Origin of the sequence: Oenococcus kitaharae DSM 17330 (assembly GCF_000241055.1) — a bacterium.
In the GTDB taxonomy this organism is placed as follows: domain Bacteria; phylum Bacillota; class Bacilli; order Lactobacillales; family Lactobacillaceae; genus Oenococcus; species Oenococcus kitaharae.
This window is the reverse complement of record NZ_CM001398.1, coordinates 290,567-314,572: the sequence shown is the minus strand read 5'-3', so window position 1 is coordinate 314,572 and position 24,006 is coordinate 290,567. Positions and strand designations below refer to the sequence as shown.

Sequence of the window (24,006 nt, the reverse complement as noted above, 5' to 3'; positions counted from 1 at the left end):
TTTGTCAAATGAGAGTCTCATACAGGCTGCTATTAGCAGCCAAAAGCTTTTAGTTCGAAATTGAAGGGTGATTGTCCGTGGCGAATTATTAAGATTTATTTGCGATTTTCTTAAGCAGTTTTTATCATTGGAATCCTGTGCGATATTGATTTTAAGCGATGAGGAACGGTGCAGCTAGACAAACGAAAAGGGTCAATCCTAAGACAGAACCGCAAGGTCCTGCTTTGCATGTGGTGCAAGCTGATACCGCTGCTCAAATCCGTCGGGCACAAGGGTCCAACCAAGCTCGCGAGAGACATTATCATAAAGAGATTGCTCGCCGCCGCCGGTTAATTGCCTGCCTTGGCATTTTCTTTGTTGTGATTTTTTCCGTCAATCTGTTGTCTTCAGCTGTCAAACTGAATGCAGCCTTAGCCCAGCTGCGGCAAGTTAATCGGCAATTGGATCGTACTCGCGGTGAAAACGGCAAATTGAAAACTGTGTTGACTAATCTCAAACAGCCTGATTACCTCGCACAGGTTTTACGTGATAAATATCAATATTCCAAAAAAGGCGAAGTTATTTTTAATCTGCCTGCTGGAAGCGACACAAAATAACAGTTTTTTTGCTGTTATTTTATTAATATGAAGAGTCTCTACAGACAATTTCAATTGAATATCCAGAGCCATCGGCTTTTTTCCGGACGCGATAAAGTTCTTGTGGCGATTTCTGGCGGAGTGGATTCAACTGTTTTAGCGAACTTGCTCTTTAAATATGAAAGCCAGCCATCTGACCATCTTTTTTTAGCTCATGTTGATCACCAACTGCGCCCTGATTCATTTAAAGAGAAAGAATTAATTGATCGTCAGTTTGCAAGCCGCGGATTGCAGGTATTCCATAAGATCTGGCCGCGTTCTCAGCATCCAACTTCAGGTATCGAAAACGCCGCGCGTGATTTTCGCTACCAATTCTATGAAGAAGTAGCCAGCAGGCTGGGAATTTCGACGATTATTTTAGCTCAGCATGCGAATGATCAGGCTGAGACGACTTTGTTAAAATTGATCCGGGGGGGAGACTGGGAAACAATTTCTGCCATGAATTGGTCGCGTCCTCTAAACAACTCTTCTGATATCCGTGTTGTCAGGCCCTTATTAAATATCAAAAAAGCTGATTTATACGCGTATGCCAAATCGACAGGACTTGAATGGATCGAAGACCCCAGCAACCAAGACCCGGACTACACGAGCCGAAATCAGATCCGCCAAGTGGTTCTGCCGGCTCTGGAAAAAATCAATCCTCAAGCAATCGAACACATCGCTGATTTTGCAGAGCAGATTAAGCATCTGAAAGAAGACCAGTTGTTTGAAATGTTAAAGCTCTGGGTAAAAGAGTCAGCACCTGATTTACCGATCAAGCGCTCTCAGATCGACCAATTCGAGGCTTTATTGAAAAATAAGCAGTCGCCAAATGGGAGAATCGAGTTAGCTGACCAGGTATCGTTAATCAAGCACCACGATGGAATTCAAGTTAGAAAGGAAAACGAATAAGACTGGCTGTTGTCCCTGCCTGATTCGTGTTAACATAAAAACAATAAAATGACTGATACAGATCCCCGTTTTTCAAGAATACTCCACGATCACGATGAAATCGAAAATGCTGCCAAACGGATTGGGGCACAAATTGATCATGATTATGCCGGCAAAACGCCTATTTTGGTTGTTGTTTTAAAGGGTGCTGTCATGTGGGCAGGTGATCTCTTTAAAAATATTTCGATTGATGTTGAGATGGATTTCATTGATATTGCCAGTTATCATGGCGGTATCAAGTCGACTAACGCCATTACTTTGAGAACTGATTTGACTTCTGATGTACGGGGACACGACATTATCCTAGTCGAGGATATTGTCGACACTGGATTATCATTACAATACCTGATCTCTTTGCTAACAGATCGCGGCGCAAAGTCTGTTAAAACAGCCACGATGCTAAATAAACAGCAGGGACATAAAGTCGCGGTAAAAGCCGATTATATCGGCTTTGAAATTTCAAATGAATTTGTAGCCGGTTATGGATTAGATTACCAAGAAATTTGGCGGAATCTGCCTTTTATCGGTGTTGTGAACCCAGAAGTCTATTCTTAATGTTGTTTGTATCTAGGAATGTTAAAATATTGTGTTAGCGTAAACGAGGTAATATATGCAGAATAAGAATCGCGGATTCTTCCGTAGTTCGTTATCATACGCCATTGTGATACTAGCGATTATCTTCTTAATCTATAGTTTCTTCGGACGGAGTGATGGTAATGTCAAACATCTTTCGACGACTGCCTTTTTAAGGCAGCTGCGGACCAATAAAATTAAAGATTTTACAATTCAGCCTGGAGATAGTGGTGTCTATACGATTTCCGGCGATTTTAAAAAGGCACAGAAGTCTAGTCAGAATAATGGCGGTGTTAGCCTGATTTCTGGTTATCAGGCAACGGTTACGCGTTTTACCGCTTACGTACTGCCCAACGATTCAAGCCTAAAAGAGATTACGAGCACTGCTCGTCGAGCCGGGGTTGCGATTAATCCAAGGCCTGCTCCGTCGAATTTCTGGGGCTCGATGCTGACGATGATTGTCCCAACGCTGATTCTATTTGCGCTGCTTTACTGGATGATGCTTGGCGGACAGCGGGGTCAAGGCGGTTCTGGCGGTGGACCTGGCGGAATTATGAGTTTTGGCCGTTCCAAGGCTAAACCTTCAGATCCGAAGCAGAATAAAGTACGTTTTGCTGATGTTGCAGGCGAAGAAGAAGAAAAGCAGGAATTGGTTGAAATCGTTGAATTCTTAAAGGATCCAAAGAAATTTACTAGTTTAGGCGCTCGTATACCAAAGGGTGTTTTGCTTGAAGGACCTCCAGGAACTGGAAAGACTTTGCTAGCCAGAGCGGTTGCCGGGGAAGCATCAGTACCATTCTTCAGTATCTCCGGTTCTGATTTTGTGGAGATGTTTGTCGGTGTTGGTGCCAGCCGAGTTCGTGATTTATTTGAAAATGCCAAAAAAGCTGCACCATCGATTATCTTTATTGATGAAATTGATGCCGTTGGCCGGCGCCGTGGTGCTGGTATGGGTGGCGGCAATGATGAACGTGAGCAGACCCTGAACCAGATTTTGATTGAGATGGATGGTTTTGAAGGTAATGAAGGCGTCATTGTTCTGGCTTCTACAAACCGTTCTGATGTTTTGGATCCGGCTTTGCTCCGTTCTGGTCGTTTTGACCGGAAGATTTTGGTGGGTGCACCGGATGTTAAAGGCCGAGAAGCTATTCTACGCGTACACGCTAAGAATAAGCCGATGGCCGATGATGTTGATTTGAAAGTGATTGCCCAGCAGACACCTGGATTTGTCGGTGCTGATTTGGAAAACCTTTTGAACGAGGCTGCTCTATTGGCTGCTCGAAATGGTGAAAAAGCTGTCACAGCTGCCGACATTGATGAAGCTGAAGATCGTGTGATTGCCGGTCCTGCTAAAAAAGACCGCAAGACGACCGAAATTGAACGACAGACCGTTGCTTATCATGAAGCCGGGCATGCTATTGTCGGCTTGGTTCTAAATGATGCACAAGTTGTCCGTAAGGTTACGATTGTCCCTCGTGGGCGCGCTGGCGGATACGCTTTGATGATGCCTAAAGATGAACGGTATTTGATGACCGAAAAGGACGCTAAAGAAGAATTGGCTGGCTTAATGGGCGGCCGTGCTGCTGAAATGATTATTAATCAGCAAGCTAGTTCCGGTGCGTCAAATGATTTCCAGCAGGCAACACAGATTGCCAGGGAAATGGTTACGCAATATGGTATGTCAGATAAATTAGGGATGGTTCAGCTGGAAGGCAATGCTAACGCATTTATCGGAGATCCGAATAATCCTAACCCACCGTATTCGCAAAAGACTAGTGAATTGATTGATGAAGAAGTGCGTCGTTTGACTAGAGAGGCTTATCAAAAGGCTGTCGACATTATTCAAACTCATCGTGATCAGCATAGGGCGATTGCTGAGGCGCTGCTTAAATATGAGACTTTGGATGAGGCACAAATCAGGTCATTGTATGAGACGGGTGAAGTTCCAAGCGACTTGGCAGCAACGAAAAATGTTGATGCACGACCGCTGTCATATGAAGAATCTAAAGCTGCATTACAGAAGAACAATTCACATGACCAATCAGAGGATAATAAAGATGATGCCAACGCACCCGCTGATCCTAAACCTGTAGTTAAAAAACCAAGGGCTAAAAAGACAACAAGTACAACGACACCGCGTCCTCGCCGTAAGGCTGCTCCTAAAAAGCCTGTTAAGACTGATGATGATACAGATACAAAAGATAAAGATGAAAAGTAAGGAAAACGCGACTTTAAACAGCCGCGTTTTTATGAATTGATATGGATTATTTGATTAAAAGCGTCACACACAATGGGCACTTTCGCGCCTATCTGACGGATATGTCAGATCTGGTAAGAAAAGCAGCTGAAATACATCATAGCAGTCCAGACGCGACGACGGTTTTAGGGCGTGCACTGATTGCGACGGCTCTGACCGGTACGTCTCTTTTAAAGGGTTCGGATCAGATCCACGTGGCTATCAACGGCCGTGGACCGATTGGCCAAATTGTTACGGAGACAAATGCCCAGGCGCAGCTGCGAGGCTACGTGACTAATCCTCAGGCATCTGTTGCTAAAAGAGCGGACGGCCAACCCAATGTGCCCGTCCTTGTCGGCTTGAATGGGAGCCTGCGGTTAACGAAAGTGCAGCCTGGGTTGGAGCCTTATACCGGCGAAGTTGCTTTAACAACTGGTGAAATTGGTGATGATTTTACCTATTATCTCGCGCAGTCCGAGCAGATTCCAAGCGCAGTCGGTGTCTCTGTTTTTGTTAACTCTAAGAATTTGGTTGAGCGGGCAGGTGGTTTTTTGATCCAAACCATGCCGGGTGCCAGCGATAATGAATTGAACTTATTGGAACAGCATTTAGGCAGATTACCTAATATTTCGTCAATGCTAGCAGAAGGCTTGCAGGCGGAACAGATTTTTGCTAAATTTTTTGGACAGACAAAGATGACGATTTTGGATAAAATTCCGGTCACCTTGGCAGCACCCTTACCCAAAAAATGGTATGCAGACGCTTTGGGGACATTACCGAAAACTGAATTAACAGCCATGATTGCTGAGGACCACGGTGCTGAAATCGTTGATCGTTTTAATGGGCACAAATATCAATTCAGTGAAGAGGAATTGAAAGCGATTCTTGCAGCAGGAAAATAATGAAATACGGAATCAAGCATGGGGAAGGGCCTGGCTTTCTGATACACTAGACTAGGTATATTTAAGGGATTTTATGGTAGAAAAAGCAGATAAAGAATTAAATGATCAACTCAGAGTACGTTTGCAAAAAATGCAGGCTTTAAAAGATGACCTGGGTGTCGACCCTTTTGGCCATCGTTTCGAACGAGATACATATGCAAAAGATATTCATAATTTTGCAGATGATAAAAGCGGCGAATCACTATATGAGGCCAAAAAACATGTCATTGTTGCTGGTCGTATGATGGCCAAGCGTGGTGCTGGCAAGGTTATTTTTGCTGACATCAGAGATGTCAGCGGAACAGTTCAAATCTACGCACGTCGTGATGACTTGGGCGAAAACTATAGTCTTCTGCGTCGTGCTGATTTAGGTGATATTCTGGGTTTTTCTGGTCAGGTTATGAAGACTGATGCTGGCGAGACGACAGTTTTGGTTGACAAAATTACTTGGCTGTCAAAAGCACTGCGGCCATTGCCTGATAAATTCCATGGTTTAACTGACATTGATACACGTTATCGCAAACGTTATTTGGATTTGATTGCAAATCCGGATTCTTTTGATATCTTTATCAAACGGTCGAAAATCGTCAAAGCCATTCGCGATTATATGGATTCGGTTGGCTTTATAGAAGTTGAGACACCAATTCTGCAAAACTCTGCTGGTGGCGCCGCTGCTCGTCCATTTGTAACACACCATAACGCTTTGGATATTGATATGTACCTACGAATTGCAACAGAGCTGTATTTAAAGCGATTGATTGTCGGCGGTATGGAACGTGTCTATGAGATTGGCCGGATTTTCCGTAACGAAGGTATGGATACAACTCATAATCCTGAGTTTACCACGCTTGAATCTTATGCTGCTTATTGGGATTTGTCAGATGTGATGATCGAGACAGAAAATATTATTCGCGCCGCTGCTCAGGCAGTTAATGAAGATGGTCTGATTACTTATAAAGATCATCAGGTAGATATCACAAAACCTTTTGCTAAAAAGTCGATGACTGCTTTGATCAAAGAAAAGACCGGCATTGATTTTGATCAAAAGATGGATTTAGATGATGCCCGTCAATTAGCTGATGATAATCATGTTAAATATGAGAGCTTCTGGGGTGTCGGCCATATTATTTCTGAATTTTTCGATACTTTTGTCGAAAAGACTTTGATTGAACCAACTTTTGTCTATCATTTTCCTTTGGAAGTCAGCCCATTGGCTAAAAAAGAAGATGACAATCCGGATTTTGTTCAACGTTTCGAGCTTTATATTGCCGGTAACGAGTATGCCAACGCTTTCACGGAACTGAACGATCCGATTGATCAACGGCAGCGTTTTGAAGCCCAAGCTTCTGAACGTGAAAATGGTAATGACGAAGCTGAGTCGATTGATGAAGATTATATTGAAGCCCTCGAACACGGTATGGCACCAACGGGTGGTTTGGGGATTGGTATTGATCGTCTGGTGATGCTTTTGACTGACCAGGCTTCAATTCGAGATGTGTTGCTGTTCCCAACAATGAGAAATTAAAACAGTATTTAAAAACCTTGATGATTCCTCATCAAGGTTTTTGTTCTAAAATAGGCTGCATGCAGAAGAAATCAACAATTAATAAATTTTTAGAAGCCATTCCACGGATTTTATCTAGTCCGATATCGATCGCGATTTTCTTATTTTTATTTATTTATCTCGTTATTTTCGGAATTTTGGGTTTAATTCCGCAACTCAAGTTTCTTGAACCATCGAATACGAGCCAGTTAATTCTAGGCAATTATACGAATGTCCTGTCGGCCTTAGGTGCGGCCATTGCGGCTGGCGTTGGCACGAGTGTTCATAAACATGTTCGTGCTCATCGTAAACAAACAGCCGATTTGCAAGTGACAGTCGACCGCTTGGAGAAAAAGATAGATGAACTTGCAAAAAAGATTAATGCTGATAATCCAAAATAAAGATTAAACATTAGTGGTTTTTTGCCGTTTAATCCGCAAGACCAGATACAACAAAATCGCAGCAAAGACGCTGCATACGATCAAAGCAGCCAGCATCCCGATCATTGAGACTTGTCTAGGACGAGAAACCACGGACAGCACTTGACTCACAATTAAGACACCGATGACGCCTGCTACTTGTCTAACGGTGGTTATCAAAGCAGTGCCGTGGGGAATCAAGTCATCATCTAAAGCGTTGTTTGCATAAGTGACGGCCGGCATCATCATAAAGGCGTTTCCTGATTCAACCAATGCGGCAAAGATGACGGCAAACAACCAGTTTTTCAGTTCAACGATTAATGAAAGACCTGCGAAGCCAATAAAGATCATGGACGCACCAATCAGCATGGTGCGTTTCAGACCAAATTGTGCCATGACCTTGGCCGAGCGGCGGTTCAAAATGCTTAAGCTTAACGCCGCCGGCACCATTAAAAGGCCTGACCATAGACTATTCAAATTCAGGATTCTTTGAAAATACAGCGGCATTAAAACCGTTGTCACGATTAAACCGATATAGGATCCAGCCGTCAGAAACATGCCAAGCCGAAAAGCAGACTTGGCTAGTACATGCAAATCCAAGAGGGGATTTTTGACTGTCAGCTGCCGATAAACAAAGTAAGCAGTTAGTAGAAGACCGGCAATTAATAAAATGAGCAGCCAGACACGGATACCTGAAGATAATGTTTGCAAAGCGTATAAGACCATTAACAGCCCCACTAAAGATAAAGATGAGATCCAGTCGAAATGATAAGGTTCTTTCGGCATGACATTACTGATATATTTGAGGGACAGCAGAAATAAGACCAGCAGGACTAGTAAGAAAAAAGCGAAAACGGATTGCCAATTAAAAGCCTGCAAAATGACACCGGAGACAATTGGTCCAACAGCTAACGCAGAACCCATCACCAATCCGACTGCCCCCATTTGAGCGGCGCGATTCTCCGATGGTGTGATCGATAGAATCACAGACTGGAAACTGGGAAATAAGAGTCCGACCGAGATGCCTTCTAATAAGCGGCCTACCATCAGCAGATCAAAGTTTGGTGCGTAGATTGCAATTAAGGTGCCAACCATAAAAATAAGCTGTAAAGCTAACAAAAAATTTTTAAAGGGCAGATTTTTCAAAAACCAAGGCGATAAAGGCATCATCAAGACCATGATCAGCATAAAGCCTGTCGTTAACCACTGGACACTTGCAATCGGTACAGAAAAACGCTGCATTAAAGTCGGGTAAATGGTTGTCATAGCTGACTGACTGATCGAAAATGTAAAACTGGTTGCTAATAATAAGTTGATAAAAAATTTCTTGTGTTTATTTGATAAATTTGGCATTGATCCTTCTTTCTTTACTAGTACACTGTATGCGTCGCTGTTTTGATTATAAATAAAAAGGCTCTGCGATAACAGAGCCTTTTTAAATTAGATCGCGACGGTAAAAACCCCAAGCAGATATGACGACTAGTATCATCATGATGATCCATTGCAGCCACCAAAGAGGCCAGTCGATATTCTTCACTGGTAAATCACGCATCCAGCCTAATGGTGTGATGGTCAAAACCCAGTTCGGCAGTTTTAGCATGTTGTGAAAATAAAGCAGGAAGAAAGACAGTCCTAAGTAGGCATATAAGACTGACACAATTCTAGGCAGCCAAGCAATTAAGAATAGTGCCAGAGCCAAGAAGGTCAAAATACCCGGCATCAGGCCAAGTGCCAATTCGTTGAAATGGCTAATGGGAAGACCGTGTTTTAACAAGGCGTTTCCTATCAACGCCATTGTGTATACCGCACCCAGATCAGCCAAGATGGTCGTGGTCAAGGCGGGGAGGACATAACTCAGGAGTAGTCCGCCACGAGAAGTCTTCTTAGCGTAAACCAGTTCCGTAAGACCTTTTGCCGTGTCGGAATTGATTTTTGCAATCATCTGGATGCCGGGGATGATCGCTAATAATATAAGGAAGTAACTGATCATGGCAATGAACTGCAGCAGGATCTGGCTGCTGACTTGTCTGACCTGATCACTGCCAATAATTTGAGCGATGCTGGGATTGATTTTTAGTAGATCGCTGATTTGCGGGAAGATCGATGCATACATGGCGGCGGTAGCAACATTGGCAAAAATCCAGATTAGAGCGATGTACTTTTGAAGGTAGAAGGAAAGGCGATTGAGATTGGATAAGAAACGCGGTGCAGTTACTGGTCCGCGCCCACTTTGGATTAAAGCGGCGTTCAAATCACGATGGCCAGCAATTTGGAAGGCCAGTGCTGCAAATACGACGGTTAAGGCGAGCATCAGCCACACAACTTTCAGGTCGTTTTGTGTTCCTATTTTGCCTAACTCGACCCATCCGAACAGGGATAACCAAGTCCACTTGGCTGCGCTGACATCGGTCGCCATACGGACCGCGTAGCAGATAGCGAAAAAGATAAAACTGGCGGAATTGGCAGCTTGGGAACTATTAAATATTTGAGCTGCCAACAAGGCAGCTGCACCAAACATCAAGCCGACTAAGACCGTCTCTAAGGAGAAAAGCGAAATCATTTCAGAGGTCATACCGGTTATATTGGCAGCCCATATGGACAGGTAAGAAATAATCATCAGTATCAAATTAAAAATGATTATTTCTAAAACAGCGGCTGAGAAGGGCGCCAGCCTGCCTACAGCTGTTGCGCGAATGATTTCTGTAACACCCTTATCTTCTTGGGCACGTGTTGTTCGAACGGCCAATAAAATATTTGGGATCACTGTGAATATCCCTGTGAAGACAAGCATCATAGCGATAAAAATTTGACCCGTCGAAATGCCGCTGCCCGTGGGTGGTACACCAAAAATGGATGTCATGGCAGGTGTTTTTAAAGTAACAATGATAGACGCGATCGCTTTTCTATTGCCATAGATGCCGTTAAATTTGCTGGCGCCGGCTAAAAGCGCGGCCGCAATTGCTAAGATCCACACGATGATAAAAGTGCTGTCTCGCTTGAGTGCTGCTTTTAAGATTAAGCCGTTTTTTGAAAACATGTTTGCAAACATCAGCTCACCTTCTTTTGGCCACCATCATAAAAGTGAAGGAATAATTCTTCTAGGCTTGGCGGTGTGACCTGTAAATCTGTCACGGAGAGAGCCGCCAGCACCTGCATCATTTCTGACAGGTGTTCGCGGTCAATCGTGAAATTAATCCGGCTGCCATCTTGTTTGAAAGCTCGTACCCCAGGCATTGCAGCCAGTTTATCCGCTTTTTCTTTGACGAGGGCGCTGACATTCAAAGCAGAAAGATGTTTCAAATCGGCCAAAGCACCGACTTCGATGATTTTGCCCTGTCGAATGATGGCCAAACGGTCAACGATTTTTTCAATTTCCGACAAGATGTGTGATGAGAGCAGGATTGTCTTACCAGCTGCTTTCAGCTTTAGAATTTCTTGTTGGAAATTCAATTCCTGCAAGGGATCAAGGCCGCTGGTCGGTTCATCAAAAATATAGAAGTCGACATCAGCTGAGAAAGCCGCAATCAAGGCGACCTTCTGCCGATTTCCTTTAGAATAGGTACGATTCCTTTTGCTAGGGTCAAGATCAAATTCTTTGATTAAGTCCCACGTCTTGTGCGAACGCTTTTGGCCTCCGAGCCTTAAAAGCAGATCAATCGTCTGACCACCGGTCAAATTCGGCCACAAGCTGACGTCTCCGGGTACATAGGCGAGATTCTTGTGAATTTCGACTGGGTTTTTAAAGACATCCTTGCCAAACAAACTGATTTCGCCGCCGGATTTTTTTAATAATCCCAACGCAATTCGGATGGTTGTCGATTTTCCAGCACCATTGGGGCCGATAAAAGCAAAGACCTCGCCTTTATGTACATCGAAGCTAATGTCTTTTAAAGCCTGCGTTTTACCAAAATTCTTTTGTAGATGTTTAATATGCAAAACTGTTTCCATTTTCTTGTCCTTTCCGCTGACGAGAATATCTTGGACTGTTTTGTGCAGAAAGTCAATAAAAAATGAAATATTTTATTGTTAAAGTTCACTTTTTAGAAAAATAGCTCAGTTTAGCGATATAATAAGTTCAGTCATGTCAGGAAAACGCGAAAAAAATAAGTCCCAGCAACGGGACAAAATTTTACAAGCTGCTTATGCTGTTTTCAATCAGATTGGTTATCAAGCTGCCAAAGTGAGTCAGATTGCCCAGACGGCTCACGTATCGCAAGTGACTTTATATAAGTATTTTGCTTCCAAGCGGCTGCTTTTTAAGGCTTTACTGAAAGATTTGATCCAGCGTGAATTGGCAAATATGAAACAAGCCCTATCTGATTTGTCTGTCGATCAGCCGCAAAATTTCTTAAAAGTCATTCAGTTTTCCCAACAAGAGACGCGGGAGTTCTCCAAAGTATTTTTTGAAGATGTTGTCGCCGAATACCAAGGGCAAAATGGCGATCACGAGATTTATGACTATTATGAACAGGAATTGACCGTTTTTTGGCAATATATGATCGCCCAGGTCCGAAGCAGCGGCTATATCGCTTCGCGAATCAATGATCAATCGCTGATGCTGTATTTTAAGATTTGGACCAGTTATTTTGCCGATCCGAAGAATAGCCGCTGGGCGCAGGGAATTGATCTGAAGACCTGGGTGACACAATTGACTGATTTGTTTTATTTTGGTTTGCTGAATGTCAATGATGATAAACGGCAGGAAATGTTAAAGGACCTGTATGAAAACTGATTTTCGTCATGAGGATGGCCACTGTTTTTGAATATTATAGTAGAATAAGTTGTTGGGTTAATTTGCTTGACCTGCGTTTGAAAATGCCCTAAACTTAAATGGTTGTTCAGCAACATGATTATTCCGACTTAGCTCAGTTGGTAGAGCGCCTGACTGTTAATCAGGTTGTCGTCGGTTCGAGCCCGACAGTCGGAGTTTGCGGTCGGTTGATTTCACAGCCAACCGTTTTTTATTGGAAATGCTTGGGCAGATTCTAATAAGTCTAGCCGACTTAGCTCAGTTGGTAGAGCATCGGTATCGTAAACCGGGGGTCGGCGGTTCGAACCCGCCAGTCGGCAGCATATTTATAAAACAGCGTCATATCAAGTGTAAGAAAGCTTGATATAACGCTGTTTTTGTATGTTTGTACACAAAAAGCGCGGCAGTCGTTTAACTCATAAAAGCTTTTCTAAAAGCAGTAATTCGTCTCCTGGGTTTGTTCGACAGAAAAAAGTTCCTAAATTAGGAACTTTTCATGACCACTATTCAAGAAGATCCAAAATAGTCTGTTTAGCCTCAATAAAAGATGAGGTGGGAAGCAGACCGACTTTTTGTGCATGACGCTTTTTGTAATCGAAAGTATGAAATTGCAGTGGATTGATATAGCCGTGGACGGTGGAAGCGCCAGAAACAGGAATGAAAAAATCTTTCAAACGATTATCTTCGGAACTTGTTATTGGACAGACGACAGCTAAATCAGTCACGCGAGAATAATTTTGGCTGCTGAGAACGAGAGCTGGACGGCGTTTTCTAATTTCTTCACCGACGGAGGGATTGAAGTCAATATAGATAATATCCTGCTGATCCGGAATATAGTTAATCTGAGAACTCGGTGTCAAAATCCGAACCTCCAAACGCTTCTTTTTGGGTTAAGTGTTCGTGTGCTTGGACCCATTTTTCATCTTTGAAAGGGTTGGTTTTCTTGGGTGTATAGACAATTTCACCATCACGACCCTGGAAAACGGTAAACTCTTTGGCAGTTGGCTTTATCTCTTTAGGCAGTGTCAGAATATTTGAGTTGCCGGATTTTCTAATTTTAACTGTGGCACCAATCATTGCGTTAACCCCCGTATGTCTTTGTATATATTAAGTATATACGAGGACTGTTTGAAAAGCAAAAAACACCGGTCTTCATGTTGCCTTAGACAGCTAAGTCACCAATAGCTACGACCCTCTAAGGCCTCTCGAACTGAGCTTCAGGAAAAGTCTATGCTGTTTGCTACTTGCTGACTTGGTTCAATATTTTCTTGTCAAAACAAGCCCATCTGGCTTTCCGCTGATGTCATATGCTCTGAGAATCTGCAGCAGGACATCAACAGGTAGCAACCGAATAACTCGATAAGCTTGCAGCAAGGAGATGCCGGCCTCAGTGAGGACTCGGCGCAGTTGATGATCAAGGCTGATATTGGTCGAAGGAGAATAATTGATTTTTCCAAGGTTGCCGCTTTGACTTTCATTAAACAACTCAGCTTTTTAGCCAGGCGGCCAGTCACTTGAATCTCTGTTTCTGTGTTGTTGATCTGTGATTGTAAAATTTGTTTGTCTTGTCTGATCAATAATCAGCTCCTATGGTTAAAGGATCATCCGGATCATTCTTCTATCAGCTTTCATTTAGGATTAGTGTTACTGACATTGGCTCGCTTTTTAGCCTGGTGTTTTCGATACGAATATTCGACCCAGCCCCAAAAGAAAAAGAAGATGAAGGTGCGAAGGCTGTCTATCCAACTATGCTGTAAATAGTTGGAGAAGCGATATCCTCGTCCAGCAATCAGATCGATCACGCCTCGCAAGCCAAAGATGATAAGCAAATCTAAGATAACGAACAACAGAACGTAAGCTAAAGCTGATTTTGTTAGTTGTTTTAAGTTTTTCATATAAATATTAATAGTTCTGTTTCTTCCTATTTTGGATTAGTTTTAATGTAACATGTGAACACTGGCTTAGTACATCAAAAGCACAACAATTTGTTGCGTTGGTGTTGCGCCACGGATTAGTAACACAAAATTATTGGTTTTTTCTACTGTTCCCGATACACATTCAGCCAATGATGCGGCTGGAGTTCTTTTAAAGGAAGATATTGGACTGAATGATGTTTGTCAATCTCAACCGCACAAAGAACCTGGTCGCCCCAAAAGTTAAGTCGTTCTTGGCAAATACCGCAAGGCGTCAATACTTGGAAAGCTGATTTCTCGTTTTCCCGGACCAAACACAGACTGTGAGTTATTTTTTTGTTCAAATTGGCCGCTTGCAGATAAGAACCCAATTCCATGCAGACGGACGAAGCGGCGTTGGGAAAATCCGGTGATATACTGGTCAAAATTGAACCATCTTCCAGTAAAACACCAGCGGAACCACCCCAGCCTGTTGGATAATGTGCTTCTAAATTCTGCTTCACCTGGTCAAATAACGCTTGTTCTTGTACAATTTCTTTGTTCATTTTAAATACCTGTTCTCATTTTCTCTCAAAGATGGCCGGCTGCTTAAGAAGTCGATAAAATGCTGTCATTTATAATTGAGACCCATGCGTAGGGTGAACGGTGAGGTAATACTGAAAGCGGTATCATTAATGCAAGATGATGAAACATCGGCAGGAATTAGTCGGAATGTCTCATATCGTATAAGGAAGTCTCTCGTGAAGAAAAGTTTTCTCTTTAAAGTATTGCCGATCGTTATTTTGTTAGCCGCCGTGTTGCTGCTGCAATTCTATCGCGTGCCTAACGCTCAAGTTATTGATGTGGCTCTCGTGATTATTTGCATCGCTGTGAGTGTGATTGGCGAGCATTTTAGTAAAAAAGAATAAATGATTGAAAAAATGCTCGATTTTTATCAATATCCTGCTAAGTTCTCCCAAAATAAAAAAGCCGTGGTATAAATAAAAACAAGGCACCTGTAAATAAAGTGCCGAATTTTAAAAAAGGAGAAAATTTCTCAAAATAAATTATATTTTTTGAGAAAAAATGAAGGCTTTATGAAAAACATAAGTAAGCAGTATATTGCATTATTTGTATTAGCTTTTTCACTGGTTGCCGGTGTCGCTTTACCGACTTTTGCGTCTGACAACAATATTGGATTTGCTTTTACAATCCAATCTTATCAGGAGGAATCAACAACAGGCTGGCGCTATAGACAAACGAAGTCCACGGCGAATCCATGGAAAGTTGGTGTGTATACTTCAACTGAAGGCAATGGCTCTTACTATTCGGCTCATTTATACGGATCGCAGAATGGAGCACTTGCTTCGCCGACCAAAAATGCCTATACCGGTCCAGCTTATCCGTATGTATATAGCGGAGCCTATTCTAACGCAAGTCAACAGAATGTCCGCATGGCAGTATTCAATCCTACTTGGACACCATCTGTATTTTATATCACTGGTGCATGGGATGAGGAGACTTGGTAACTATTAATTATGATTAGATATAGCTTAGAACGTATTATTTGGACAAAACGCTTTTGGGGCGTTTTGTTTGTGTTAACTGTCATAACTAGCGTTGATGCGATCCAACATGTCGTAATGGCAAGTGGACAATCTTTCACAAAAATTGCTTGGCTCTCAACTTTTATGGCTAGCAGTTTGGTTGCGGCATATATCGGTCATTTATTGATTGCTTTCACGATTGGTTTATTTCCCGTCTGGATTTTGTTGGGATCTGGTTTTGCTTTGCTAAATGATTTTGAGTCCGGCCAAGCTTATAACGTGGCGAGTCGGGTAGGTGTGGCCAAGTTTCTGCGCGGCCATTATATCGGTGCTGGTATTAGCAGTGTGATTTTATTCGCTGTGCCTTTATTATGGAACGCCCTGCTCATTTATATTTTGAGATTATTTCCTTTTACGAGATGGGATGGTCAAGCACAAATGTTCCAGTCTGCACCAAAAATACCTAAATATGATTTTTTACTCTGGCAATTTCGGCATCCTGCGGCAACCTTTTGGCTTTATCTAGCTTTGTTTTTGTTGGCCGCTTTTCTAGTCGGCATGTTGATGATTTCTTTTAGTTTGATCCTGAATCGCTTTTATCAAGTCTTAACCGTTACAGTCTTAGCTACTGTCTTGTTAGGTAGCCAAATTTTCAATATAGGGACCTTGGTTCAGACCTTTGCACCTTTGGTACTTGTTCGAGATTGGGCGAATGCTTGGATAGACCTTCTTGCCATCTTGGCGATTTTTAGTTTGGCAATTTATTTTTGGCGCAAACGAGGAGAACTGGAATGATTAAAAATCCACGCTTTTTGTTCTCGACTCTCCTGATGATTCTGTTCTTGGTCATCTGCTATGTCTTTGGTATCTCTTGGTCGGCCATTACTTATCGAGATTGGTTAACATCTGAAGCTGGTGGTATCTACTTTTACCGGCTTAACTGGCAGACGGTTTTTTCAGTTATTTTCCTTATTTATTGGTCGATCAATATTGCGGTTCCGGTGCAGACTGTTGTACGTCTACAAAAAAGCAGTCTACTTTCCCGTATGTATATGATTAAGACACTGAAGCTCACTTTTGTGTTTGCCTTAATCTATTGGCTGTTACCTTGGACTCGTATTTTTCAATTTAATCCAAGTAGTGCAGAATTGGTGACTTTTTTAGTTCTATGGACGTTACAGGTCGCCTTATCTCTGGGCTGGACATTAATCATTATCTCTCTTGTACAAATTGTGATGAATTATACTTCTTGGTCTTCTATACTAATAGGACTAATTATCAATACTGTGATGGCTGTGATTGCCTATCTTCCTCTGCCTCTTTTGAACAATTCGATTTTTTCTCAAACCCAAGTAACCCTTTTTGCCGCGCCTCACGCTTTAGGAGCGGGAATTAGCTACGCTACTTTTGGTTTATTTATTTATATAGTTATTCTTTTCTGTTTATACATTTTTTTTCAAAACAGTATTCGGAGACGCGAATGGATAAAGTAAACTATGGATTACGCTTTGCTATCTTGAGCGTGATGGTCTTACTAACCTTTTTGATGCAGAGCCGAGGCCACCAAGCTGTCTATTTTTTTGATTATATGCACGTTAGTCTTGTTACTCGCATCTTCTTTTTTGGTTTGTTACTAACTAGTTTTTTGCCAATTGTTGGTAGTGTCAAAGAGTGGGAGACGGGTGCCACGCTGAATCAATTGATTCGTTATAAGGCACGTTGGCATTTACTCGTGAAGACCTACTTACGAAATGTCATGATTTTAATTATTAATCCTCTGCTTATTCTGTTGGCTGACTTTTTCATTTTTGAAAAAAATGCCCTGTGGCCACAATTTTTTTCATTAATTATGGGCTACATTTTTTTTACCAGTCTATATATGTTATTTGAACTGCTATTTTCACCGGGCCCAGCCTTACTGATTATTAGCGCGATTTTATTAACAGCTTTATTAGTTTTTCGATTACCAGCTGGACTGGCCGCCTTCTTTTTGATTAATCACATCGCTGTGCCGATATGGAGCTACTTGGGTCTTTGTGTAGCAACCATATGTGTTTTGTGCATCTCGGCCCTCTTTTTGCAACGCAAAGAATTTTTTGGATCACACTAAGGAGATACATATGATTGAAGTTAAAAATATTATCAAAACCATTAACCATAAGACGGTCTTAGACAATCTATCTTTGACCTTCGAGACTGGCAAAATTTATGGGCTAAAAGGCCGAAACGGTGCTGGCAAAACGATGCTGCTGCGAGCGATTGCCGGCTTAATCCGTTTGGACTCAGGCAGTATTACTATTGATGGGAAAGTCCTGCACCGAGATATTGATTTTCCGTCTGAACTTGGTTTGCTCATTGAAAACAATAATGTTCTGCCGGAATTCACTTTAAGAAAAAATCTCCTTTTACTGGCTAAAATTCGCAAAGTGGCTAGTCCGGAAATGATTGATGCGACAATCAAACGCGTGGGGTTGGATCCTACAGATAAGCGAAAGGTGCGTCAATATTCTTTAGGTATGAAGCAGCGGGCCGCGATTGCGCAAGCCCTGTTTGAAAAACCGAAATTGATTTTATTAGATGAACCGACTAATGCGATTGATATTGAGGGCGTGAAAGAAATGCGCCGAATCTTTGAAGCGGAAAAGGAAGCCGGTGCCACGATTATTCTAGCAAGTCATAATCCAGAAGACTTGTCCATCTTGGCAGATCAGGTCTTCAATATGGAAGAAGGTAAATTAGTATGAGAAGCAGTAAAAAAGCCTCTTTAATTGCTTTCATTATCATTGTCCTTGGCCTCTTTGGGCTGTTAAGCTACAATTTTTTGAGCCAAAGAATCAGCCAAAATGCTGCCAGAAATTATGTGCCTAAGGTTAAAAAAGTCGGTAAGGCAGGCCAATCAAACAATTATATAAACAGGAATCCAGCCAAAGCCATAACTCTGACAGGGCCTATCGATAGCAAAACGATCGCTGATATGAAAGTAATTCCTGGTTTTTATGATGCACACCTGACTGGGGGGACAACACAATATTTCAACATGGATGGTTTGACACCTCAGCTGGATGAGCAAGGACTGCTCTTAATAGGTAATTTAACAACTAGTTTAGAAGCTGGTAGAACTATTCAATTAACACCGACGAAATTTAGTCCCTTAAAGAAACAAGGCGATAGTTATGTCATTACTAATCCGGGTAATTACTTACCCGACGTTCAAATTCCGGTGGGCAGTTATCATGTCACGTATGAAGGCAAGATGTCTGTGCAGGAGCCACATGCTACAGATGGTAAGCCAGGTACAAATTTAAGCCTAGAGTTAACAAAGTATGATGGTTCTACAGTCATGCAAAGTGTCGAAAAAGATCATTTCCTTGTGGGACTCTATAAAGGACCAAGTAAACACGATGCAGGAATGAAAGAAGGGCTCTTGAGAGTCCAAAAAAATCGCCTTATACGAGTCAGTATGACAAATGTCATTGATCCAAATCTAAAAATTCTTTTGACACCTATTAAAAAGTAATTTGTGTTGACAAAATGATGTTTTGAAAAAGCAAGGGATGCATAGTCCCTTGCTTTTTTGCACTCACTGTTGAGGTAACTCGTAAAATACCTGAAGACCATTAATAATACGATTAGTACCAACAATAATAACAATGCCGACTAACATTTTCAAAATTTCGCTGAATTTCCTCATAAGCAATCCTTTCATTTTAAGCTACTCATTTTCGTCTATTATAGAGCTATGTATGATCCTCGAACTCACTCACTAGGCACACAATTTAAAACCATCAGAAAAGAGCGGGGATATTCTGCAAGCACCGTGGCAGATGGTATTTTGTCTGTCTCGACTCTTTATAAATTTGAAGAAAATGATGTGAATTTGTCTTTTATCAAAGTGGTTCAATTACTGGAAAAAATGCATGTTGATTTGGATGATTTCGTTCAAATCACAGATTCTAATTTCAATAATGAGTATCAAATTTTTTTGAATCAGATGAATGTTTTATATAGCGAGAATAAGCTGGTTGATTTAGAGGACATTTTTATATCTCATTTGCATCAGTATCAGTCTAATAAAGACCATTTTGATCTCGTATGTGCTGCCACAACGATGGCTTTATTGAAGAATTTGAATCACAACTATCCAGTTAATCAAGCACTTGTTTCGGACTTGACCAACTATTTGTTGAGAGTTGGTGGCTGGCAGAATTTTCAAATCACGGTTTTTGGCAATTGCTTGACGATTATCAGCTCACGCGTGATTGAGATCATGGCTAAAGAGATGATTACTCAGCACGAGGAGCATAGGTTAAACTCAAAAAATTCAGAATATTTATTATTAGCTTTAGTCAACACGATTGATGCCATGATTGACCGAAAAGATTTCATCTATGCTAAGGAATTGGTGAACGATATCGAGTCAATGGATATCCCAGAGATTTCTCTATTGGCACGGTTCAAACTCATTTTTTTAAAAAATCTTCTACTCTTAGACGCTGAGGAGGCCAAGAAAAGTAATGGTGCCTTACTCCTTTCACTTGATCGGCTCGGCTCCAAACAATTAGCTGCTGCTTACCAGGCTTATATGAATGAGTTTTATAGTCAGAATAATTGATTTTAGGGTACAACAAAACCACTTCAGACGGATCGAACTTTCAATATACTTCCAAGACATAGATTTTTATTTTTGGAGATATTGCTGAGCGGACACGATTGGCTTAGATTTATGTTCCGCTTGAAGGCTGCCGCCGATTACAATAATTACGCCAAAAATGAGCAAAATTAAAGAACTCGCTTTTTTCATTTTGATTCTGCCTCGTCGTGCGGGATTCAATTTTTTATTTTTGTAATCCAGCACTCACCTTATTATTATATTATTCTAGAGTTATGGTGAAATTAGAAGCAAAAAAAATCGGTGAAACTTTTAGGCAATTGAGGAAAGAAGAGAAATATAAGGGGCCTGACCTCGTTGCTGGTATTACTTCTATTTCGTCATTGAACAAATTTGAGAAAGGTGATCTCAACCTTTCGTTTGCGAAAGTAATAATGCTCCTCGATAGGCTACATATAAGCGCTGATGAGTTTATTCAGTTAATTGAACCAGATTTTGGCCGCAGCTACCAGGATTTAATAAACAAAATCTACCAAGATTATGTTCATAAAGATATCAGAAGCCTAAGGGAGGCTCTGGATGATGTTGCTAAACGATATCAAAACGAGGAAAGTAATTTTGGCATATTGATACAAGCGGTGGTGGTTGCTTTGATTAAAGATCTGGATCCTAATTTTGTTGTAGAACCCGAGATTAATAATCAGCTATTTGATTATTTGATGGCAGTTGAAAACTGGGGCAATTTTCAAATTAGTATATTTAATAATTGTCTGACCATTTTAAGTTCTCAAATGATTCATTCGATCATGAAGGAGCTTGCTTTTAAGATCAGCAAGATGGCTCATGTGCATGATAATCAAGAGTATGCTCTTACGGCAATTGTAAATGCTGTAGAAGTGTTGTTAAATCGAAACGATTTAGCCGGGGCACAACAATTAGTGAGATTTTTTGAGAATGCTCAATTGAGTCAAGAAGCAAGCGTGATTCGAATCAAGTTGGCTTTTTTCAAAAATCTTTTATCTAAAAATTCTGATGCATTACAAGATAATAGTTCGCTTATTCATACGTTAAGAATTATTGGCTCTAAGCAATTAGCGTCCTCTTATGAAGAATATCAAGAAAAATTTCTCCAAGAACACCCTTTTTAAATTTGTGAAGAACTCGTTTTTTGCTACTAAAAAAAGATTTAAAAAGTGCTTTTTGATAGTATCTGATAATTTTGATCTGTGCTTAACAGATCGCTGTATAAAGAAGCTAAGGTATCGAACTTAGTGCGCGATACCTTGATCTAATTAGTTATGAACTTTTGTTGTTTATTGATCATTATGATTGGAGATACTTAAATATGACTTTTGGAAGCAAAATTAAAAAAATTGTCATTGTGACTTTGACTGTTGGTACTTTTGGTTTTTCCACGATTGCTCTTGCTGCAAATGTTAGTGGAGGCACCTGGAACTATGGCGTGGGGTGGAATGGTGACTATGGTTATTCGAACTATTATCATGGTAGCAGGTCGCACTGGTCAAAAGTTGTTAGAGGGTCGGAAACAAATACAAGCACAGGAGCAGCTGGCCACTGGTCTAAAGCCAGTATCCAACACTTTCCCCCAACTAGAATGAGTTATTATTATGGGTTTTAGATTGGTATGAACAAATAATTCATCCAGAACAAACAGGTTATTTCAAAATAATCTGTTTATTTTCAATAACTGTACTACAATAAGTGGTACAGTTATTATGGACTTTTTGGTCATTTAGAGGGTTCTTGCCATGAAAAAAATTACGTCATTGTGCTTGCTGATTGCGCTTATATTTGCCAGTTTTCTTGTCATCAATATTTACGAGACTAGAGACTATATCACTGTTAATAATCTGGGGCAGACGCCATCCTCTTTCCAGTTTTATATTTCGAATACAAATAGAACTGCCCGACAAGAACTGGCCTTTTTCAGGCAATTAGCCGATAAAGAAAAAGTCTCAATTTTTAGGACAGATACAAAAGGACAGAATAGTGATGTTGTCTTAAAGTCGGTTGTTTTTGAAAAAAGCAGTTTTCCTTTTCAACAATTCCATCTTCGTCCGCACAACTTATTTAAAAATGGCCAAAGTATCTACACAAGTTTTAAAACTGACAGCCGCTATCAAGCGGGGTCTATCCCCGTCTTTTGGTCAGCTAATAAAGTGCAGCTTCAGACAATGGCCCGCTATTATCGCCAAGATGACAAGTCGCTCAATGGCACTTATACAGTTTCCTCGACTCAATCAATTAATAAGACGGCCGTTGTCAATAAATTGAGTCAGTTTTTTGCCGTTAGTCCCAAGGTGCTGTTAACGTCCAGCTATGGCAGCGGCACTAGCTTTATCAATATTTCACTGATGCTGTTTGTCCTAATTATTGTGATGACTATATTAGTTTTGGCTATTGTGATCATCTACACGCCCCTGGCACAAATCAAAGAGATCGGGATTAAGAAACTTAATGGTATTAGCAACAGGTCGATTTTTTGGGATTTTATTAAAACGAACATATGCGTCATTATCCTAGTATCTATGTTAATTGATGCGACAGCTTGGTTTTATTTCCGTTATCGGCCCAGTGGCTTTTTCCTTTCTCTACTTATGTCGCAATTATTCATTCTGCTTCTGTTTCTTATCCTAAATGCTTTTGTCTATCTAACGATCAAGCAAGTGACAATTAGCAAATTATTGAAGAATTTTCTTAATTTTCGACTGGGGAATGTTCTTTGCCTGATCATGAAAGGCGTCATGATGTTGTTGGTTACTGCCTTACTGATTTTTATTGGCAATAATGTACATGCGCTGATGCAGCAGAATGCGTTTAATCGCAGCTGGCAAAAAAACGGTCGAGTCCTGACGCTCAATCAGTATCACGAATCAAATAGTGAATTTCAGGATAGTTTGTTAGGAGGACACCAAACGTCGGACAAATTATTTGTGTTATTTAAAAAACTAGAAAGGTCAACTGATGCCGTATACATAAATGGTGAGATGACTAAACCATACGCTACGGGCGGCGCGCAAAAGAAAGAAAATCAATCCTTATATTTCGCACGCAGCAAGTTTCCAGCCATGACGGTCAACAAAAATTATTTTAAGCATTTTCATAATCGACAGCTGGAATTAAGAAAAAATCCAAGTAATATCCGCCAGTTCATAGTACCTGCTTCCTATAAAAAACAAGCGGCTAAGACTAAGTACCTGTGTCAAAATCTTATTTTCAGTGATTTATCTTCGGCTGAAGAAAAGCGGACTAATCTGACTGATATTCCGGTGCAGATTGATTACTACGATGACCCTCAGCTCTCGGTTTTCCCATACAGCGCTGATACTAAAGATAATTTTGCTCAACCTATTTTTCAGATTTTCGACGACAATAATGCGACTTTTTTTGAAAAAATCATATTAACCAACAACGGGATTAACAATCCGATCAAAATCCAAAATACTGCTGCTAATCGCAGCAATATCAAGACAATTAGCCATTCTAATTTCTTTAGGCCTCTGCAGCTGCAATTTGTCACAGATAATTCGTTACTGGCCGATCAGGCATCCACTGATACAGAAGTAATTAACCGTTCATCAGCAGTAACCTTGGCTGTCTTTTTCCTAAGCCTTGTCTCTTCAATCTTCCTACTAGCCTGCATTATCCAAAGCAAGGCTAATCGTTTGGCCGTTGAGCGTTTATTAGGAATTAAATTATTTGACCGCTACCGGACAGAGATTATCAGTTTTGCCGCTTCATATATTATTCAGCTAGCGGCCATCATGATATTTGGGCGTTCCATGCTGCTGCTTCCCTTTGTCCTGCTGCTGATCGCGCTAGATGCCGCTATATCGGTTGCCTTCATTCTAATTAGAGAGAAAAGTAGTCTAGCACTGACATTGAAAGGGGAACAATCATGACTGACACG

General features: G+C 41.1%; 27 protein-coding genes and 2 tRNA genes. 21 read left to right on the top strand and 8 right to left on the bottom strand.

The features are described 5' to 3' along the window. Window positions 1–158: 158 nt before the first annotated feature. The 7 genes from OKIT_RS01570 to OKIT_RS01540 all read left to right on the top strand — a co-directional run bounded on the left by OKIT_RS01570 (window position 159) and on the right by OKIT_RS01540 (window position 7,259). The gene (locus tag OKIT_RS01570) at window positions 159–596 is read left to right on the top strand and encodes an FtsB family cell division protein (protein WP_028291819.1); all 438 of its coding nucleotides are present in this window, start codon (window positions 159–161) and stop codon (window positions 594–596) included. A gap of 27 nt (window positions 597–623) precedes the next feature. Next, window positions 624–1,526 (top strand): tRNA lysidine(34) synthetase TilS, encoded by a 903-nt coding sequence (gene tilS / locus OKIT_RS01565; RefSeq protein ID WP_007744715.1) that lies wholly within the window; start codon window positions 624–626, stop codon window positions 1,524–1,526. A gap of 48 nt (window positions 1,527–1,574) precedes the next feature. Next, complete coding sequence (gene hpt, locus OKIT_RS01560) at window positions 1,575–2,120, top strand: hypoxanthine phosphoribosyltransferase (protein WP_007744714.1); 546 nt, start codon at window positions 1,575–1,577, stop codon at window positions 2,118–2,120. 55 nt (window positions 2,121–2,175) lie between these two features. Beyond that, window positions 2,176–4,356 (top strand): ATP-dependent zinc metalloprotease FtsH, encoded by a 2,181-nt coding sequence (gene ftsH, locus OKIT_RS01555; RefSeq protein ID WP_007744713.1) that lies wholly within the window; start codon window positions 2,176–2,178, stop codon window positions 4,354–4,356. Between the two features lie 41 nt (window positions 4,357–4,397). Beyond that, a complete protein-coding gene (gene hslO, locus OKIT_RS01550) occupies window positions 4,398–5,276 on the top strand; it encodes an Hsp33 family molecular chaperone HslO (protein WP_007744711.1) in 879 nt (292 codons plus the stop codon). A gap of 73 nt (window positions 5,277–5,349) precedes the next feature. Next, a complete protein-coding gene (lysS, locus tag OKIT_RS01545; protein WP_007744709.1) occupies window positions 5,350–6,840 on the top strand; it encodes a lysine--tRNA ligase in 1,491 nt (496 codons plus the stop codon). A 59-nt stretch (window positions 6,841–6,899) separates the two neighbouring features. Continuing rightward, complete coding sequence (locus OKIT_RS01540; protein ID WP_007744707.1) at window positions 6,900–7,259, top strand: hypothetical protein; 360 nt, start codon at window positions 6,900–6,902, stop codon at window positions 7,257–7,259. A 3-nt stretch (window positions 7,260–7,262) separates the two neighbouring features. On the opposite strand, the gene OKIT_RS01535 is transcribed toward OKIT_RS01540, so the two are convergent. From OKIT_RS01535 to OKIT_RS01525, 3 genes are all read right to left on the bottom strand, one after another. After that, complete coding sequence (locus OKIT_RS01535; RefSeq protein WP_007744705.1) at window positions 7,263–8,630, bottom strand: MFS transporter; 1,368 nt, start codon at window positions 8,628–8,630, stop codon at window positions 7,263–7,265. An 82-nt stretch (window positions 8,631–8,712) separates the two neighbouring features. Continuing rightward, on the bottom strand, window positions 8,713–10,326 hold the full coding sequence (locus OKIT_RS01530; RefSeq protein ID WP_007744704.1) for an ABC transporter permease: 1,614 nt from the start codon (window positions 10,324–10,326) through the stop codon (window positions 8,713–8,715). Beyond that, a complete protein-coding gene (locus tag OKIT_RS01525; RefSeq protein WP_007744703.1) occupies window positions 10,326–11,225 on the bottom strand; it encodes an ABC transporter ATP-binding protein in 900 nt (299 codons plus the stop codon). The genes OKIT_RS01530 and OKIT_RS01525 overlap by 1 nt, the downstream gene beginning before the upstream one ends. A 133-nt stretch (window positions 11,226–11,358) precedes the next feature. On the opposite strand from OKIT_RS01525, the gene OKIT_RS01520 reads away from it, so the two are divergent. The 3 genes from OKIT_RS01520 to OKIT_RS01510 all read left to right on the top strand — a co-directional run bounded on the left by OKIT_RS01520 (window position 11,359) and on the right by OKIT_RS01510 (window position 12,347). Continuing rightward, window positions 11,359–12,009, top strand: coding sequence for a TetR/AcrR family transcriptional regulator (locus tag OKIT_RS01520; RefSeq protein WP_007744702.1), 651 nt, complete (start codon window positions 11,359–11,361; stop codon window positions 12,007–12,009). A 122-nt stretch (window positions 12,010–12,131) separates the two neighbouring features. Beyond that, window positions 12,132–12,204 (top strand) — tRNA-Asn (locus tag OKIT_RS01515). 70 nt (window positions 12,205–12,274) lie between these two features. Beyond that, window positions 12,275–12,347, top strand: a tRNA-Thr gene (locus OKIT_RS01510). A gap of 183 nt (window positions 12,348–12,530) precedes the next feature. Here the strand turns inward: OKIT_RS01510 and OKIT_RS01505 are convergent. From OKIT_RS01505 to OKIT_RS01485, 5 genes are all read right to left on the bottom strand, one after another. After that, window positions 12,531–12,887 (bottom strand): type II toxin-antitoxin system PemK/MazF family toxin, encoded by a 357-nt coding sequence (locus tag OKIT_RS01505; protein WP_007744701.1) that lies wholly within the window; start codon window positions 12,885–12,887, stop codon window positions 12,531–12,533. Next, on the bottom strand, window positions 12,865–13,104 hold the full coding sequence (gene mazE, locus OKIT_RS01500; protein WP_007744700.1) for a type II toxin-antitoxin system PemI/MazE family antitoxin: 240 nt from the start codon (window positions 13,102–13,104) through the stop codon (window positions 12,865–12,867). The genes OKIT_RS01505 and mazE overlap by 23 nt, the downstream gene beginning before the upstream one ends. A gap of 180 nt (window positions 13,105–13,284) precedes the next feature. Continuing rightward, a complete protein-coding gene (locus OKIT_RS01495; protein ID WP_007744699.1) occupies window positions 13,285–13,512 on the bottom strand; it encodes a hypothetical protein in 228 nt (75 codons plus the stop codon). 143 nt (window positions 13,513–13,655) lie between these two features. Then, window positions 13,656–13,922, bottom strand: a complete 267-nt coding sequence (locus OKIT_RS01490) for a hypothetical protein (protein ID WP_007744697.1) — start codon at window positions 13,920–13,922, stop codon at window positions 13,656–13,658. Window positions 13,923–14,065: 143 nt separating this feature from the next. After that, on the bottom strand, window positions 14,066–14,485 hold the full coding sequence (locus OKIT_RS01485; RefSeq protein ID WP_007744692.1) for a cytidine deaminase: 420 nt from the start codon (window positions 14,483–14,485) through the stop codon (window positions 14,066–14,068). 195 nt (window positions 14,486–14,680) lie between these two features. On the opposite strand from OKIT_RS01485, the gene OKIT_RS09580 reads away from it, so the two are divergent. The 11 genes from OKIT_RS09580 to OKIT_RS01430 all read left to right on the top strand — a co-directional run bounded on the left by OKIT_RS09580 (window position 14,681) and on the right by OKIT_RS01430 (window position 23,998). Continuing rightward, window positions 14,681–14,848 carry a hypothetical protein gene (locus OKIT_RS09580; RefSeq protein ID WP_007744691.1) on the top strand — a complete coding sequence of 56 codons (168 nt, stop codon included), beginning with the start codon at window positions 14,681–14,683 and terminating at the stop codon, window positions 14,846–14,848. A 147-nt stretch (window positions 14,849–14,995) separates the two neighbouring features. Further along, window positions 14,996–15,448 carry a DUF2712 domain-containing protein gene (locus tag OKIT_RS01475; protein WP_241778149.1) on the top strand — a complete coding sequence of 151 codons (453 nt, stop codon included), beginning with the start codon at window positions 14,996–14,998 and terminating at the stop codon, window positions 15,446–15,448. A gap of 114 nt (window positions 15,449–15,562) precedes the next feature. Further along, on the top strand, window positions 15,563–16,261 hold the full coding sequence (locus tag OKIT_RS01470; RefSeq protein ID WP_007744689.1) for a hypothetical protein: 699 nt from the start codon (window positions 15,563–15,565) through the stop codon (window positions 16,259–16,261). Beyond that, window positions 16,258–16,959 carry a hypothetical protein gene (locus tag OKIT_RS01465; RefSeq protein WP_007744688.1) on the top strand — a complete coding sequence of 234 codons (702 nt, stop codon included), beginning with the start codon at window positions 16,258–16,260 and terminating at the stop codon, window positions 16,957–16,959. Before OKIT_RS01470 ends, OKIT_RS01465 begins: the two co-directional genes overlap by 4 nt. After that, window positions 16,947–17,576 (top strand): hypothetical protein, encoded by a 630-nt coding sequence (locus OKIT_RS01460; RefSeq protein ID WP_007744687.1) that lies wholly within the window; start codon window positions 16,947–16,949, stop codon window positions 17,574–17,576. Before OKIT_RS01465 ends, OKIT_RS01460 begins: the two co-directional genes overlap by 13 nt. Window positions 17,577–17,586: 10 nt before the next feature. Continuing rightward, window positions 17,587–18,210: an ABC transporter ATP-binding protein gene (locus OKIT_RS01455; protein ID WP_007744686.1), complete on the top strand. Its 624-nt coding sequence runs from the start codon at window positions 17,587–17,589 to the stop codon at window positions 18,208–18,210. Further along, window positions 18,207–18,983 (top strand): hypothetical protein, encoded by a 777-nt coding sequence (locus OKIT_RS01450; RefSeq protein WP_007744685.1) that lies wholly within the window; start codon window positions 18,207–18,209, stop codon window positions 18,981–18,983. Before OKIT_RS01455 ends, OKIT_RS01450 begins: the two co-directional genes overlap by 4 nt. Before the next feature lie 222 nt (window positions 18,984–19,205). Beyond that, a complete protein-coding gene (locus OKIT_RS01445) occupies window positions 19,206–20,078 on the top strand; it encodes a helix-turn-helix domain-containing protein (protein ID WP_007744684.1) in 873 nt (290 codons plus the stop codon). 272 nt (window positions 20,079–20,350) lie between these two features. Then, window positions 20,351–21,223 carry a helix-turn-helix domain-containing protein gene (locus OKIT_RS01440; RefSeq protein WP_007744682.1) on the top strand — a complete coding sequence of 291 codons (873 nt, stop codon included), beginning with the start codon at window positions 20,351–20,353 and terminating at the stop codon, window positions 21,221–21,223. A gap of 197 nt (window positions 21,224–21,420) precedes the next feature. Further along, window positions 21,421–21,714, top strand: coding sequence for a lactococcin 972 family bacteriocin (locus OKIT_RS01435; RefSeq protein WP_007744680.1), 294 nt, complete (start codon window positions 21,421–21,423; stop codon window positions 21,712–21,714). 130 nt (window positions 21,715–21,844) lie between these two features. After that, on the top strand, window positions 21,845–23,998 hold the full coding sequence (locus OKIT_RS01430) for a bacteriocin-associated integral membrane family protein (RefSeq protein ID WP_007744679.1): 2,154 nt from the start codon (window positions 21,845–21,847) through the stop codon (window positions 23,996–23,998). The last annotated feature ends 8 nt before the right edge of the window (window positions 23,999–24,006 follow it).